The organism is Rhodanobacter lycopersici (assembly GCF_040812335.1).
GTDB classification, from domain to species: domain Bacteria; phylum Pseudomonadota; class Gammaproteobacteria; order Xanthomonadales; family Rhodanobacteraceae; genus Rhodanobacter_A; species Rhodanobacter_A lycopersici.
Window position 1 is genome coordinate 500,911 of record NZ_JBFOHK010000003.1, and the last position, 14,902, is coordinate 515,812.

Below are 14,902 nucleotides of genomic sequence, written 5' to 3' on the forward strand. Positions count from 1 at the left end.
CATGTCTCATTGGATCCGCAGCCGTGCACGCAGGTCGTCCAGCAGCAGGAACAGGAACGGCCACAGCGCGGCACCCACGAACGGGGCGATCCACCAGCTTGCCGGCGGCACCGGGACGCCGGACAGCACCCGCACCACCAGCAGCAGGATGCGGTCGTTCAGCAGCAGCGCCAGCACCGCCAGGGTCTGCTGCCACATCGGGAAGAAGCGCAGCCGCGAACGGAAGCGCAGCGCGATGAACACCAGCGCTGTGAGGCGCAGCGCCTGCTCGCCCAGCAGCACGCCATCGAACAGGTCGGCGCCCAGGCCGAGCAGGAAGGCCAGGCCCAGGCCGACGCGATCTTCCGACTCCAGCGCCCAGTACAGCAGCACCAGCGCGGGCCAGTACGGCTTGAACGGCTCCAGCGGCGCCGGCAGCGGCACCAGCATCGACAGCAGTGCGAACAGCAGCGTGCCGATGAACCACCACAGCGACAGGCGCTGGCGGTTCATGGCGCGCCCCCGGTCGTGCCGGACGCGGCGGCACGCCGCGCCGCCGCCCTTGGACTGCCCGGTGGCGCAGTGGTTGCCGGGGCGTTGCCGCCGGCCGCGCCCGGCGCGGGCGCCAGCGTCGCCGGCGGCCCGGCTGGCGACGCCGGCGCGGGCGGGCCGTCGGGCTCGGCCTGGTCGTGCAGCAGCAGCACGTCGTCGCTGCGGTCGAGGTCGGCCGCGGGCTGCACCTGCGCCACGCGGAACATGCCGGAGGCGCCGAGCGCCACCGACTGCACCTTGCCTACCGGGAAGCCCGGCGGGAAACGTCCGCCCAGGCCCGAGGTGAGCAGCTTGTCGCCCGGCCGCACGTCGGCGGCCAGCGGAATGTTCGGCAGCACCAGGCCGCTGCCGTCGCGCGCGCCGTAGGCGACCGTGCGCAGGCCGGAACGCTCCACCACCACCGGGATCGCGTGCTCCGGATCGGTCACCAGCATCACCACCGAGGTGGTCGGCAACACCTCGGTCACCTGGCCCATGACGCCGTGCGCGTCGATCACCGGCTGGCCCGGCTTCACGCCGTCGCGGGCGCCGAGGTTGAGCACCAGCCGCTGCTGGTAGGCGCCCAGGTCCACGCCCACCACGCGCGCCAGCTGCACGTTGAGGTCCAGGCTGTGCCGGGTGTCCAGCAGTTCCTTCAGGCGCTGGTTCTGCTCGGCCACGCCGGCCATGCGGTTGAGCCGCGCGTTGGCCAGCAGCAGGTCCTCGCGCAAGCGCTGGTTCTGCTCGGTGAGCAACTTGCGGTCGGCGAATGCCACGGTCAGCGTTCGCATGCCGGCGCTGGGCAGGTTGGCCAGCCGGTACACCGGCTCCACCACCACCGAGGCCGCGTAGCGCACGCGCCACAGCCAGTCGTTGCGATGGTCGAGCACCATCAGCACCATGGCCAGGGCGAGGTAGAAGATCAGCCGCAGCGTGCCCGCGGCGTTGCCGGCGAACAGCGGCGAGGACTCATCGCGCGGACGCGCCACGGCTAGAGCCTGCCCTGCTTATTCGGGGGCGAAGAAATCGCTGCCGTGCTGATCGATCAGCTCCAGCGCCTTGCCGCCGCCGCGCGCCACGCAGGTCAGCGGGTCGTCCGCCACCTGCACGTGCAGGCCGGTCTCCTCGGAGATCAGGCGGTCCAGGTCGCGCAGCAGCGCGCCGCCGCCGGTGAGCACGATGCCGCGCTCGGCCACGTCGGAGCACAGCTCCGGCGGGGTCTGCTCCAGCGCCGACTTCACCGCGGCCACGATGCCGGCCAGCGGCTCGTGCAGCGCCTCGAGGATCTCGTTGGAGTTGATCGTGAACATGCGCGGCACGCCCTCGGCGAGGTTGCGGCCGGAGATCTCGATCTCCCTGACCTCGCTCTGCGGGAACGCGCAGCCGATCTCCAGCTTGATCCGCTCGGCGGTGGATTCGCCGATCAGGGTGCCGTGGTTGCGGCGCACGTAGTTGATGATCGCCTCGTCGAAGCGGTCGCCGCCCACGCGCACGGACTGCGAGTAGACGATGCCGTTCAGCGAGATCACCGCCACCTCGGAGGTGCCGCCGCCGATGTCCAGCACCATCGCGCCGCGCGCCTCGTGCACCGGGATACCGGCGCCGATCGCGGCGGCCATCGGCTCCTCGATCAGGAACACGTCGCGGGCGCCGGCGCCCTCGGCCGACTCCTTGATCGCGCGGCGCTCCACCTGGGTGGAGCCGCAGGGCACGCAGACCAGCACGCGCGGGCTGGGGCGCAGCAGGCGCGACTTGTGCACCTGCTTGATGAAGTGCTGCAGCATCGCCTCGGTCATGGTGAAGTCGGCGATCACGCCGTCCTTCATCGGGCGCACCGTGGCGATGTTGCCCGGCGTGCGGCCGAGCATGCGCTTGGCGTCGCTGCCCACCGCCGCGATCGCGCGCGGGCCGCCCGGACCGCGGTCCTGGCGCACCGCCACCACCGAGGGCTCGTTCAGCACGATGCCCTGGCCGCGCACGTAGATCAGCGTGTTGGCGGTGCCGAGGTCGATCGAGACATCGTTGGAGAAGATCCCGCGAAACTTCTTGAACATGAGGTCCGCCGCGCGCCGGCATGAGTAAAAAATAAGCTCACCAGTCTAGTCAGCGCATCGTGCCGGCGCAACCGGAAAGACGTTAAGAAAGCCTTGTACAACGCCGTTTGCCGCACATTCCGGCGATCCGGACCGGGCGGATCGCGCGATCCGCAGGATTCGCCATGAACGCACGTTCAAGATAGGATGCGGGCCTTTGGCCGGATCCGCGGATCCGGGTTCGTCGGTCGCGCCGCGCGCGCCATCCTTACATCGGGGCAATCACGCAACCATGTCTGCCGTCATCTGCGGATCGTTGGCCTATGACACCATCATGGTGTTCCAGGACCAGTTCAAGAACCATATCCTGCCCGACCAGATGCACATCCTGAATGTGTCCTTCCTGGTGCCGCGGATGCGCCGCGAGTTCGGCGGCTGCGCCGGCAACATCGCCTACAACCTGAAGCTGCTGGGCGGCGACCCGCTGCCGGTGGCCGCGGTGGGCCAGGATTTCGCGCCCTACCGCGCGCACCTGGAGAAGTGCGGCATCCGGCTCGACCGCATCCGCGTGTTCGACGACCAGTTCACCCCGCAGTGCTTCATCACCACCGACCTGGACAACAACCAGATCACCGCCTTCCATCCCGGCGCGATGTCCAGCGCGCACGACAACCACGTGCGCGAGATCCCCGACATCGACTTCGGTATCGTGGCCCCCGACGGCCGCGAGGCGATGCTGCAACACGTGGACGAATTCGCCGCGCGCGGCGTGCCCTTCATCTTCGACCCGGGCCAGGCGATGCCGCTGTTCAGCGGCGACGAATTCCGCGCGATGATCGGGAAATCCACCTACGTCATCGTCAACGACTACGAATCGCAGCTGCTGCAGACGCGCACCGGCTGGAGCGCCGAGGAGATCGCCGCCCGGGTGAAGGCCTATGTCGTCACGCTGGGGCCGCGCGGCTCGCTGATCCACGCCGACGGCACCACGCACGAGATCCCGCCGGCGCACGAGCGCCAGATCGTCGACCCCACCGGCTGCGGCGACGCGTACCGCGCCGGCCTGATCTTCGGCATCATGCGCGGCAAGGACTGGCCCACCGTGGGCCGCATGGCCTCGCTGATGGGCGCGCTCAAGGTCGAACACCCCGGCACGCAGAACCAGCGCTTCGACTACGCCGAGTTCTCGGCCGCGTTCAAGGAGCAGTTCGGCTACGCGCTGGACTGACCGCATACCCGTAGGAGCGGCTTCAGCCGCGATTCCTCGCCGAACCGATCGCGGCTGAAGCCGCTCCTACACGATTCAACCGTCTACGCCGGCGTGAACGCGCAGGCGGCATGCACCGCCGCCTGCCAGCCGCGGTAGCGCCGCTCGCGTTCCGGCGCGGGCATGCGCGGCTCGAAGCGCCGCTCCATCTGCCACAGCTGCGCGAGCTGCCCGCGGCTTTCCCAGAAACCCAGCGCCAGCCCGGCCAGATAGGCCGCGCCCAGCGCCGTGGTCTCCTGCACCCGCGGGCGCAGCAGCGGCACGTCCAGCATGTCGCTCTGGAACTGCGCGATGAAGTCGTTGGCGATCGCGCCGCCGTCGCAGCGCAATTCCTTCAGCGGGATGCCCGCGTCCGCCTCCATCGCCGCCAGCACGTCGCGCGACTGGTAGGCCATCGCCTCCAGCGCTGCGCGCACCAGGTGCTCGCGGCGCGTGCCGCGGGTGAGGCCGAACATCGCGCCGCGCACCTCGCTGCGCCAGTACGGCGCGCCCAGTCCCACGAAGGCCGGCACCAGGTAGACCCCGTCGCTGGAGGCCACGCTTTCGGCCAGCGCCTGCGAGTCGGCGGCGCATTCCAGCATGCGCAGGCCATCGCGCAGCCATTGCACCACCGCGCCGGCCACGAAGATGCTGCCTTCCAGCGCGTACTCGACCCGGCCGCCGATGTCCCAGGCGATCGTGGTCAGCAGGCCGCGGCGCGACGGCACCGCCTGTGCGCCGGTGTGCATCAGCATGAAGCAGCCGGTGCCATAGGTGTTCTTCGCCATGCCCGGTTCGAAGCAGGCCTGGCCGAACAGCGCCGACTGCTGATCACCGGCAAGGCCGCCGATCGGCACCGCGGCACCGAGGAAGCGCGCGGGATCGGTCTCGCCGTAACGCTCGCTGCAGGTGCGCACCTGCGGCAGCATGCTGCGCGGCACCTTGAACATGCGCAGGAGTTCGTCGTCCCAGTCGCGCGCATGGATGTCGTACAGCAAGGTACGCGCGGCATTGCTGGCGTCGGTGACGTGCAGGCGGCCGCCGGTGAGGTTCCACACCAGCCAGCTCTCGATCGTGCCGAACAGCAGCTCGCCGCGTTCGGCGCGCGCCTGCGTGCCCTCGACGTGGTCGAGGATCCAGCGGATCTTGCTGGCCGAGAAATAGGCGTCGATCAGCAGGCCGGTCTTCGCGCGCACCGTCGGTGCACAACCCTCCGCCTCCAGCCGCTCGCAGATCGCCATGCTCTGCCGCGACTGCCATACGATCGCGTTGTGCACCGGCTGGCCGCTGCGGCGGTCCCACACCACCGTGGTCTCGCGCTGGTTGGTGATGCCGATGCCGGCCAGGTCGCGCAGCTCGACCTGGCTGCGCGTCAGCAGCTCGGTCACCGTCACCAGCACGCTGGCGAGGATCTCGCGCGGATCGTGCTCCACCCAGCCTGGCTGCGGATAGATCTGCGCGAATTCGCGCTGCGCCATGCCGGCCACACAACCTGCAGCGTCGACCAGGATCGCCCGCGTGCTGGTGGTGCCCTGGTCCAGCGCCAGGATGTATCGCTTCGCCACGGGACACCTCGTGCGTCGACAACCGCGCGAAGATTAGCAACGAAACTGTTTGCGCGTTGCGAGCACCCTGTGGACGATCGCCGAAGTCAAGTCGAGCCGCGAAGCGGTCTCGACTTGAATGAACAACTGGTTAGACCATGCCGTCCATAGAATTGGCGGTCAAGACTTTGCGGTGAAAGTCGTTGATGTGCATGACGGCATCGTGTCCACGAGCAATATGAGGTAGCACAATCTCGCTCGATTTGGTGAAGCGATGCCCGATGCGCACGGTATAAGACTTGAGCAACCAACCGAGGAAGTTGGGAAAGTAAACGGCATCCTCGACATCGCGCCACTTGACCCCACTCGTGCCCTTTGACCAAGGGAAGATGCCGCTGTACACCCAAACGCCTTGATCGTCCGTGTAAAGGGCGACACTGTGGATGGTAAGGACTTGGACGATGAGGAGGCCAAGCCCGAATGCCATGAAGATACCGCCCAGCCAGCCGTTGACGTCGATCAGGACGTAACCGATGCCAAACATGATAAGAAAAACAATGGCAGGGCGAACGTAGGCCACCCACGACACGGTATAGCGCTGGCCGATCCCGACGGGCTGTTGCTGTGACCCCATGAATCCTCCTTGGATGCGTGGTGTATGGCCTCACACCCGATTAGCGTCGAGTCTCAGCACTTCCTTCCCATGCAAGGGAAAGAGGAGAGCCATCGCGTCGCTCACCAACCGATGACTCGACGCTAGCCCTGAGCTGCAGTCATGACCTCGGAATAACCTGGTTTACCAGGTGCGCACGTCCACCACGCTGGCGGTGAAGGTGCTCATGTCCGGCTGGGCGTGGAACATGCGGCCCAGGTCGAAGTTCACCGTGTCGCCCGGGGCGATGTTGGAGGTGCCGGCCGGCCATGCCTGCTTGCTCTGCAGCACGGCGCCCGATGCGTCCTTGATCTCGACGCGGATCTGTGCGGCCGAGGCCGTGGTGCAGTGGTTGACCAGCTCGCCACGCAGGCTGAGGCGGGCTCCCGGGGCCGCGCCGGGCTTGAAACCCTCGATCGCGAAATCTTTGGGTGCGCAGGCGGCATGGGCGACCAGCGGGGCGAGCAGCAGGACGGCGGAGACGACGAAAGCTTTCATGGGAGACTCCATGGGGCAGTGGGAAACCGTGGCACGTAAGTGACCCGTAGTCCCCGCTTTCGGCATCTCCGCGAAAAACTTTAACGTCCTGCCCGGCCCCCTCGCCACCCCGCCGGCCACGCCCGCCGGCAAACGTCAGTGCAGCACGAACAGCTTGTCGAAACCGGCCACGCGCAGGGTGCCGCGCAACTCGCCCGAGGCGTTGACGATGCGGATGTCGGCGCGGTCGGCGCCGGCATGCTCGCGCAGCAGCAGCAGCATGCCGAGCGCCGAGCTGTCCATGCCGGTGACCTCGCCCAGGTCGATCACGTAGCTGCGCGCAGGCTTGCCTTCGCCGAGGCAGGCATCGTGGAAGTCGCGGTGGATGCTGAAATCGAAGCGCTCGCCCAGTTGCAGGGTGAGGCAGTCGAGTTCGGGGTCGTGGTGGACGATCATGGGACGATCCTCAGAAGAGTTCGATTTCGCCGGCATCCATCGAGTTCTGCAGCGCCGGGCCGCGCGAGCGCAGCCGCGCCTTCTCGCGCTGGATCGCCAGCCGGCTGCGCACGCGCCGGGAACGCTCCTCCAGCGCATCGGCCTCGAGCGCAGTGCAGGCCAGTTCCTCGATGTCGCGGGTGCATTCGGTGGTGATGTCCTGCAGCTCGGTGAGCCGGGTGCGGGTCTGCGTGATCAGCTGGCGCAGGATGTCCTCGAACTGCAGCGAGCGCACGGTGGTGGAAACGTCGCTGCCGAGGCCGCGACTGATCTCGACCACCTTATCGGCCACCTTGCTGGTGCGTGCGTCGCTCTCGGTGACATGGGCCGTCATCGCGTCGATGCCGCCCTTGGCCGACAGCGCCACGTTGAGGTCCTGCGAGGCCATCGCGCCGATCAGGCCGCGCAGCTGCTCCATCGCCGTGCGCGCGCGCTCGACGTGGCCGCCGATCCGCTCGTTGAGCTGGTTGGAGTTGCTGGCCAGGTTGCGGATCTCGCCGGCCACCACCGCGAAGCCGCGCCCGGACTCGCCGGCGCGCGCTGCCTCGATCGCGGCGTTCAGCGCCAGCAGGTTGGTCTCCTCGGCGATGGTGTTGACGTTCCTGAGCAGGCCGAACACCGCGTCCATCTCCTTCGCCATGCCGTCGATGCGGTAGACGATGCGCAGGCTCTCGCGCGACATCTGCACGATCATGCCCACGAAATGCTCCAGCAGGTCGCCGGTGCGCGCGGCGAAGTCCTGCACCGACACGCCGCCGTCCTGCACGTCGATGATCTGCTTGAGCAGCGACTGCTGCAGCGCGGTCTTGCTGGACAGGCCGTCGAAGCCGCCGCCCAGTTCGGACACCGCGTCGCGCAGCAGATCCAGGCCCTGGTGCAGCTCGCGGGTGGCGTGACCGAGTTCGTCGACCAGCGCGCTGCGCACGTCCTCCAGCGCTTCGCGCACCGGCTCGCTGCTCGTGGGCGCGGCGACGACAGGCGCCGCGGGCGGCTCGGCGCGCGCGGCGACGGCCCAGGCCGCGGTCAGGGCCAGCACCAGCAGCGGTGCCAGCCAGGCCGGGTGCCACGCCAACGTCAGCAGCAGGGCGACGGCGCTGGCGGCCCAGCCGGCCAGCGGACGTCGGAAAAGAAGGGCGGGAGTGAATGACATGATCCGTATTCCGCGTTCAGGCGCAGACCGCGCCGGTATGGAAGTGGCGGGCGAGCGCGAGCAGGCGCGCCGCGATGTGGTCGACCGGCAGCATCTCCGGCGCGGCGCCGAGCTTCCAGGCGGCGCCGGGCATGCCCCACACCACCGAACTGGCCTCGTCCTGCACCAGGGTGGCGGCGCCGGCCTGGCGCAGTTCGAGCAGTCCGCGCGCGCCGTCGTCGCCCATGCCGGTGAGCAGGGCGGCGATGGTGGCGGCGCCGGCGCTGGCCGCCAGCGAACGGAACAGCACGTCGACGCTGGGACGGTGCCGGTTCACCGGCGGCCCGTCGTGCAGGCGGCACACGTACTTCGCGCCGTCCCACATCACCAGCAGGTGGTGGCTGCCGGGTGCGATGTAGGCGTGGCCCGGCTGGATCGGCTGGCCGTCGCGCGCCTCGCACACGCGCATCGCCGAGCAGCGGTCCATGCGCGCGGCGAACGGCCCGCTGAAGGCGGCGGGGATGTGCTGGGTCACCAGGATCGGCGGCGCGTCCGGCGGCATCGCCTCCAGCACCACGCGCACCGCCTCGGTGCCGCCGGTGGAGGCGCCGAGCGCGATGATCGGGCTGCCGCCGCGGCTGCCTGCCGCCTGCGAGCGCGGCAACACCGCGTCGGCCGAGAGCCGCGGCGCCACGTCCAGCTTGCGCACCGTGGTGCGCGCGCGCGGCTTCGCCCGCGCCGCCAGCTTGACCTTGGCGCAGATTTCCAGCGCGCTGTCGCCGAAGCTGGTGGCCAGGTCGCTGCTCGGCTTGGCCAGGAAATCCACTGCACCCAACTCCAGCGCGCGCAGCGTCACCTCGGCGCCCTGGGTGGTCAGCGACGACACCATCACCACCGGCATCGGCCGCAGCCGCATCAGGTTTTCCAGGAAGGTGAGGCCGTCCATGCGCGGCATCTCGACGTCCAGGGTGAGCACGTCGGGATCGAGCTGCTTGATCTTCTCGCGGGCGATCAGCGGGTCCGCCGCCGTGCCCACGACTTCGATGCCCGGGTCGCAGGCAAGCATGGTCGACATCAACTTGCGCACCAGGGCGGAATCGTCGACTACCAGTACGCGCACTCTTTCCATTGCTCACCTTGGCCAGGCGGCCCCGTCGCCGAAGACGATGGCCCGGTCGATGCCGCGCCGGCGCCCGGCGTCAGAACAGCTCGACCTCACCCTTTATCGGATCGTTTGCCAAACGCTTGAGGTAGCCGCGCTCGTCGGCCACCAGCGCCACGTCGTCGCTGCGGCGCAGCTGGCGCACGCGTACCCGGCCGCTTTGCGGGAAGAACTGCACCTGGCGCGGGTACACGTCGCCCAGGTCCTCGGCCACCAGCGGCAGCCGCTCGGCCGCGATGTAGCGGCGCACGAAATCGATGTTGCGCTGACCCACGTCGCTGAGCTGGGCGAGCACGCGGCCGCCGCCGAACACCTTGATCCTGAGGTCCGCGCGCTGGCCGCCGGCCTTCAGCACCGCGTTGATCAGCTGCTCCATCGCGTCGCTGCCGTAGCGCGCCGCACGGCCCACGGTGGACGACCAGCTGTCGCTGGCTCCCCTCGGCTCGGGCAGCATGAAATGGTTCATGCCGCCGATGCCGCGGTTCGCATCATGGATGCAGGCCGCCACGCAGGAACCCAGCACGGTGCTGACCAGTTCGTCCTGCGCGCTCACGTAGAACTCGCCCGGCAGCACCTTCACCACCATGCAGTTCTGGGTGGGATCCCAGAACCGGCGCAGGTGCTCGAAGCCGGGCATGGCCTCGGGCAGCGTGGGCGTGGCCCGGCGTTCGGCCGTACGCGCCAGCATCAGGCGCGCTTCCGGTAGACGGTGCGCCCGATCAGCTCGAAGTCGTCGCTGATGCCGTGCAGCGACTCGGAGTGGCCCAGGAACAGGTGGCCACCCGCCGGCAGCAGCGCGGCATAGCGGCTGAACAGCCGCTGCTTGGTCGGCTGGTCGAAGTAGATCACCACGTTGCGGCAGAAGATCGCGTCGAACGGTCCGCGCATCGGCCAGTCGTGCAACAGGTTCAGCGGCTGCACGGTCACCAGCTCGCGCAGGCGCGGATGCACGCAGGCGTAGCCCTCGTACTCGCCGGCGCCGCGCAGCATCCAGCGGCGCCGGCGCTCGTCGCTGATGCCGCCGAGCCGGTCCAGCGGATACACGCCGTTGCGCGCGGCCTCCAATGCCTGCGGCGACAGGTCGGTGGCGAGGATCTTCGCGTCCATGCCGGTCGCGTCATGCCGTTCCAGCGCCTCGGCCAGCACCATCGCCAGCGCATAGGGTTCTTCACCGGTGGAGCAGCCGGCCGACCAGATCCGCAGGCGGTCGCCGTCGCGGCGCTTGTGCGCCAGCCACTGCGGCAGCAGCTCGTGCTCCAGCAGCTCGTAGTGGTGCGGCTCGCGGAAGAACGCGGTGACGTTGGTACTGATCGCGCTGGCCAGTTCGCCCAGCTCGGCGTGCGGATCATCGCGCAGCAGCGCGCAGTACGTGGCGTAGTCGGGCAGGCGCAACGCGCGCAGGCGCCGCGCCAGCCGCCCTTGCACCAGCTGGCGCTTGTGTTCGCCCAGCGCGATGCCGCAGTGCCCGTAGACGAAATCGCGCAGGAAGCGGAATTCGGCATCGCCAAGCAGGATCGCGCCGTCGCCCGCCGGGGCCGCATCACGCAAGACCGCGCCGGCAGCGACGGCCACGCTCAGAACTCCTTCCAGGCGCCGGCATCCGTCTCGGCGGCGGCGCGCGGCGGCGCCTTGCGCACGGCGGCGAACACCGCCTCGGTGGCCTTGGCCACTTCCTTCGCGCGCTGCGGCAGCACGTCCTCCGCCGCCGCGGCATCGCCGGCCAGGCGGAAGAAGCCCACCTGGCTGGTCAGGTCGCCGGCCTGCTCCTGCATGGCGCGGGCGGCGGCCGAGGCTTCCTCGACCAGCGCCGCGTTCTGCTGGGTCATCTCGTCCATCTGCATCACGGCGTTGTTGACCTGGTCGATGCCGGCCGACTGCTCCTGGCTGGCCGCGGCGATCTCGGCCACGATGTCGGTGACCTTCTTCACGCTCTCGACGATCTCGGCCAGCGCCTTGCCGGACTGGTTGACCAGCTCGGAACCGCCGCGCACCTTCTCCTCGCTCTCGGCGATCAGGCCCTTGATCTCCTTCGCCGCACCGGCGCTGCGCTGCGCCAGGCTGCGCACCTCGCTGGCCACCACGGCGAAGCCGCGGCCCTGCTCGCCGGCACGCGCCGCTTCCACCGCGGCGTTCAGCGCCAGCAGGTTGGTCTGGAACGCGATCTCCTGGATCAAGCCCACGATGTCGCCGATCTTGCGGCTGGAAGCGTCGATCTCGGCCATCGCGGCGATCGCCTTGCCGGCCACCTCGCCGCCGTGCTCGGCCTGCTCGCGCGCGCCGCGCGCCAGCTGGTTGGCGTGGCTGGCGTTCTCCGCGTTCTGCTTCACGGTGGAGGTCATCTCCTCCATCGACGAGGCGGTCTCTTCCAGACTGGACGCCTGCTCCTGCGTGCGCTGGCTGAGGTCGTCGTTGCCGCGCGCGATCTGCTGCGCCGCGCTGCTCACCGCGTCGGAACCCTGGCGCACCTCGCCCACGATCGCGCCGAGGCGCTCGTCCATCAGCCGGAAGGCGTCGAGCAGCTGGCCCAGCTCGTCGTGCCGCTTGACCTTGATGTCGTGGCCCAGCCGGCCGTCGGCGATGGCATGCGCCACCTTCATCAGGTGCGCCAGCGTGCCGCTGATCGAACGCACCAGCAGGGTCGCCACCAGCAGCGCGAAGATCAGGCCGCCGGACAGCGCGGCCAGCACCAGGGCACGCACCACGCCATAGCGGCTGACCTCGCTCTGGTAAATCTGCTTCACCTCGTCGCCCTGCGCGCGGATCAGCTGGTCGAGTGCGTCCTGGCGCATCATCAAGCTCGGCCGCACCTCCATTTCCAGCGTGTCGCGCGTGCCGTCGTCGCCCTGGGCCAGTGCGTCGTAGACGTCCTTCACGCTGCTCATGTAGTCGGCCGTGGTCGCCTGATAGGCCTTGTACTTCTTCGCGATCTCGGCATTCATCGGCAACGCCGACAGCTGCTTGTTGACCTCGGTGATTTCCTTCTCGAGCTTCTCGGACTCGGCGACCTTCTGCTTCACCTGGTCGGCCTTGCCGATCACATCGGCCGCCTCGCCCAGCACGACGAAGTTCAGCAGCGACTTGGCGCGCAGCTCGCCCATCAGCTGCACCGGCACCATGCCGTTTTCGTAACTCTGGCGCATGCCCTCGTTCTGCCAGGACATCACGCCCAGGCCCACGCCGGCGCCCGCCACCAGCATGATCGCGAGCAGGGCGAAGGTGCCGACCAGGCGGGCCTTGACGGACAAGGCCGAAAACTTGGCGAGACGCGCAGTGAATTTCTTGATGTTCATCGTGGTTCCCGGATCAGGCGGCAATTTCGACATCGCGGACGTCCGGCAGCGCGGCATCCAGCGTTTCAACGTCCTCCGGACGCATGAGCTTCTCCACGTCCAGCAGCATCACCATGCGCTCGACATGGGTGGCCAGGCCCTTCAGGTAGCGGGTGTCGACGATCGCGCCCATGTCCGGCACCGGCTTGACCGCCGCCGGGTCGATGTCGACCACGTCGGACACCGCGTCCACCACGATGCCGAACAGGCGCTCGGCCACGGCCACCACGATCATCACCGTGTTGTCGCCGTAGCCCTCGCGCTCCAGCCCGAAGCGCAGGCGCAAGTCCAGCACCGGCACGATCGCGCCACGCAGGTTCAGCACGCCGAGCATGTGTGCGGGCGCCTGCGGGATGCGCGTCACCCGCGACCAGCCGCGGATCTCGCGCACTGACAGGATGTCGACGCCGTACTCCTCGCCGGCCAGGCTGAAGGTCAGCTGCTGCACGACGGGTGCCGTGTCCGCGTGGTGTTCGTGCATGGATCGTCTACCTCGTGATGGGCGCCTGCGGACGCCCGGCCTCGATGCTGTATCGGCGTTGCCGGAAAGGACTTGAGCGCGCCGCGATGGCGCGCACCGGGCTCAGAACTCGGTCCAGCCACCCGCGGCCACGGCCACAGCGGGGCGCTCGGCCCTTGCCTTTGCCGCCGGCCGCTGCGGCAGCGGCACCACGCGCGCAGACAGCGGTTCCGGCGCCGCGACGACCTCTTCCGGCTCGGTCGCATTCGCGTCCAGCCGGAAGAACGCCATCTGCCGCCGCAGCTCCGCCGCCTGTTCCTGCATCGCCTGGGCGGCCGCCGCGGCTTCTTCCACCAGCGCCGCGTTCTGCTGGGTCACCTCGTCCATCTGCATCACCGCGCGGTTCACCTGGTCGATGCCGGCCGACTGCTCCTGGCTGGCCGCGGCGATCTCGGCCACGATGTCGGTGACCTTGCGCACGCTCTCCACGATCTCCTTGAGCACCGTGCCGGTCTGTTCCACCAGTGCGCCGCCGGCCTGCACCCGGTTCACGCTTTCGCCGATCAGCGCCTTGATCTCCTTCGCCGCCGCCGCGCTGCGCTGCGACAGGCTGCGCACCTCGCCGGCCACCACGGCGAAGCCGCGACCCTGCTCGCCGGCGCGCGCCGCTTCCACCGCCGCGTTCAGCGCCAGCAGGTTGGTCTGGAACGCGATCTCGTCGATCAGGCCCACGATGTCGGCGATCCTGCGGCTCGATGTGGTGATCTCGCCCATCGCCGCCACCGCCTGCGCCGCCACCTGGCCGCCACGCTCGGCCTGCTCGCGCGCGCCGCTGGCCAACTGGCTGGCATGGCTGGCGTTCTCCGCGTTCTGCCTCACGGTGGAGGTCATCTCCTCCATCGAGGCGGCGGTTTCCTCCAGGCTCGATGCCTGCTCCTGCGTGCGCTGGCTGAGGTCGTCGTTGCCGCGCGCGATCTGCTGCGCCGCGCTGCTCACCGCCTGCGAACCGTGCTGCACCTCGCCAACCACGTCGATCAGTTTCATGTGCAGGCGCTGCATGGAGTGCATCATGCTGCCCGGTGCCAGCTGGATGCCTTCGGCGCCTTCGAGCGACAGGTTGCCGTCCGCCATGCGATTGACCATCTTCACCGAAAACGACGGCTCGCCGCCGATGCTGCGACGGATGCTGCGCATCGACAGCCACACCAGCGCGATCACCAGCAGGCCCAGCAACCCGGCCCAGGCCAGGTTCACCAGCAGGCCGTGGCGGAACTGTGCGTCGATGTCGTCGAAGTAGGCGCCGGCGGCGAAGTGCAGGTTCCACGGCTTGAACAGCTGCGACCAGGTGACCTTGCCCACGATCTTCTTCGTGCCCGGCTTGAGCCAGTCATAGTGGACGACACCATGGCCGTCCTTCATGTCGATGTCGTGCATCAGCTGGTAGATCGGCTTGCCGTTCGGGTCGGTCATGCCGCGCACGCTCGTGCCGACCTTGTCCGTCATCACCGGGTGCTCGACCAGCGTGTAGTCGTCGTCAAACGCGAAGATATAGCCGGCACCACCGTTCCACTGCATCTCGCGGATCTGTGCAAGCGCCAGCTTCTTCGCCTCGGCCTCGCCGAGTTCGCCCTTGGCGACGCGTGCCTCATAGCCCTGCGTCACCGATACCGCCGACTCGACCTCGCTGCGCAGCAGGCGTTCGAGTCCATCCATCTGGCTGGCGCGACTGTGCAACGCGTTCATCACGGTGAGCCCGGCCAGACCGGCGACAACCACCACAACCACCAATGCCGTGCGAGCACTCAGGCTCAGACTATGAAACGACCACTTCGGGGACCACATCCTGCAAACCTCATTCGGACAAA

15 protein-coding genes are annotated in these 14,902 nt (G+C 68.8%); 1 reads left to right on the forward strand and 14 read right to left on the reverse strand.

The features are described 5' to 3' along the window. Window positions 1-6: 6 nt before the first annotated feature. From mreD to ABQJ54_RS13515, 3 genes are read right to left on the reverse strand one after another with little or no spacing between them, the layout of a single operon-like run. Entirely contained in the window at window positions 7-492 is a 486-nt protein-coding gene (gene mreD, locus ABQJ54_RS13505) for a rod shape-determining protein MreD (RefSeq protein WP_367854827.1), read from the reverse strand. Next, a complete protein-coding gene (gene mreC / locus ABQJ54_RS13510) occupies window positions 489-1,499 on the reverse strand; it encodes a rod shape-determining protein MreC (RefSeq protein WP_367854828.1) in 1,011 nt (336 codons plus the stop codon). Before mreC ends, mreD begins: the two co-directional genes overlap by 4 nt. Window positions 1,500-1,517: 18 nt before the next feature. Further along, window positions 1,518-2,564, reverse strand: a complete 1,047-nt coding sequence (locus ABQJ54_RS13515; RefSeq protein ID WP_077482186.1) for a rod shape-determining protein — start codon at window positions 2,562-2,564, stop codon at window positions 1,518-1,520. A 271-nt stretch (window positions 2,565-2,835) separates the two neighbouring features. Here ABQJ54_RS13515 and ABQJ54_RS13520 point away from each other — a divergent pair, with 271 nt between their 5' ends. After that, a complete protein-coding gene (locus ABQJ54_RS13520; protein ID WP_367854829.1) occupies window positions 2,836-3,771 on the forward strand; it encodes a carbohydrate kinase family protein in 936 nt (311 codons plus the stop codon). 83 nt (window positions 3,772-3,854) lie between these two features. On the opposite strand, the gene glpK is transcribed toward ABQJ54_RS13520, so the two are convergent. From glpK to ABQJ54_RS13575, 11 genes are all read right to left on the reverse strand, one after another. Then, entirely contained in the window at window positions 3,855-5,354 is a 1,500-nt protein-coding gene (gene glpK / locus ABQJ54_RS13525; RefSeq protein ID WP_367854830.1) for a glycerol kinase GlpK, read from the reverse strand. Between the two features lie 130 nt (window positions 5,355-5,484). Further along, window positions 5,485-5,967 (reverse strand): hypothetical protein, encoded by a 483-nt coding sequence (locus ABQJ54_RS13530; RefSeq protein ID WP_367854831.1) that lies wholly within the window; start codon window positions 5,965-5,967, stop codon window positions 5,485-5,487. A gap of 162 nt (window positions 5,968-6,129) precedes the next feature. Then, on the reverse strand, window positions 6,130-6,483 hold the full coding sequence (locus ABQJ54_RS13535; RefSeq protein WP_367854832.1) for a hypothetical protein: 354 nt from the start codon (window positions 6,481-6,483) through the stop codon (window positions 6,130-6,132). Window positions 6,484-6,618: 135 nt separating this feature from the next. After that, window positions 6,619-6,918, reverse strand: a complete 300-nt coding sequence (locus ABQJ54_RS13540; RefSeq protein ID WP_367854833.1) for an STAS domain-containing protein — start codon at window positions 6,916-6,918, stop codon at window positions 6,619-6,621. A gap of 10 nt (window positions 6,919-6,928) precedes the next feature. Beyond that, the gene (locus ABQJ54_RS13545) at window positions 6,929-8,107 is read right to left on the reverse strand and encodes a methyl-accepting chemotaxis protein (RefSeq protein ID WP_367854834.1); all 1,179 of its coding nucleotides are present in this window, start codon (window positions 8,105-8,107) and stop codon (window positions 6,929-6,931) included. Between the two features lie 16 nt (window positions 8,108-8,123). After that, the gene (locus ABQJ54_RS13550) at window positions 8,124-9,215 is read right to left on the reverse strand and encodes a protein-glutamate methylesterase/protein-glutamine glutaminase (RefSeq protein WP_367854835.1); all 1,092 of its coding nucleotides are present in this window, start codon (window positions 9,213-9,215) and stop codon (window positions 8,124-8,126) included. Window positions 9,216-9,285: 70 nt separating this feature from the next. After that, entirely contained in the window at window positions 9,286-9,936 is a 651-nt protein-coding gene (gene cheD, locus ABQJ54_RS13555; protein WP_367854836.1) for a chemoreceptor glutamine deamidase CheD, read from the reverse strand. Continuing rightward, on the reverse strand, window positions 9,936-10,820 hold the full coding sequence (locus ABQJ54_RS13560; protein ID WP_367854837.1) for a CheR family methyltransferase: 885 nt from the start codon (window positions 10,818-10,820) through the stop codon (window positions 9,936-9,938). The genes cheD and ABQJ54_RS13560 overlap by 1 nt, the downstream gene beginning before the upstream one ends. A gap of 2 nt (window positions 10,821-10,822) precedes the next feature. Next, window positions 10,823-12,538, reverse strand: coding sequence for a methyl-accepting chemotaxis protein (locus ABQJ54_RS13565; protein WP_367854838.1), 1,716 nt, complete (start codon window positions 12,536-12,538; stop codon window positions 10,823-10,825). 13 nt (window positions 12,539-12,551) lie between these two features. Beyond that, window positions 12,552-13,058 carry a chemotaxis protein CheW gene (locus tag ABQJ54_RS13570; RefSeq protein WP_367854839.1) on the reverse strand — a complete coding sequence of 169 codons (507 nt, stop codon included), beginning with the start codon at window positions 13,056-13,058 and terminating at the stop codon, window positions 12,552-12,554. Window positions 13,059-13,160: 102 nt separating this feature from the next. After that, the gene (locus ABQJ54_RS13575) at window positions 13,161-14,879 is read right to left on the reverse strand and encodes a methyl-accepting chemotaxis protein (protein WP_367854840.1); all 1,719 of its coding nucleotides are present in this window, start codon (window positions 14,877-14,879) and stop codon (window positions 13,161-13,163) included. Window positions 14,880-14,902 lie beyond the last annotated feature (23 nt).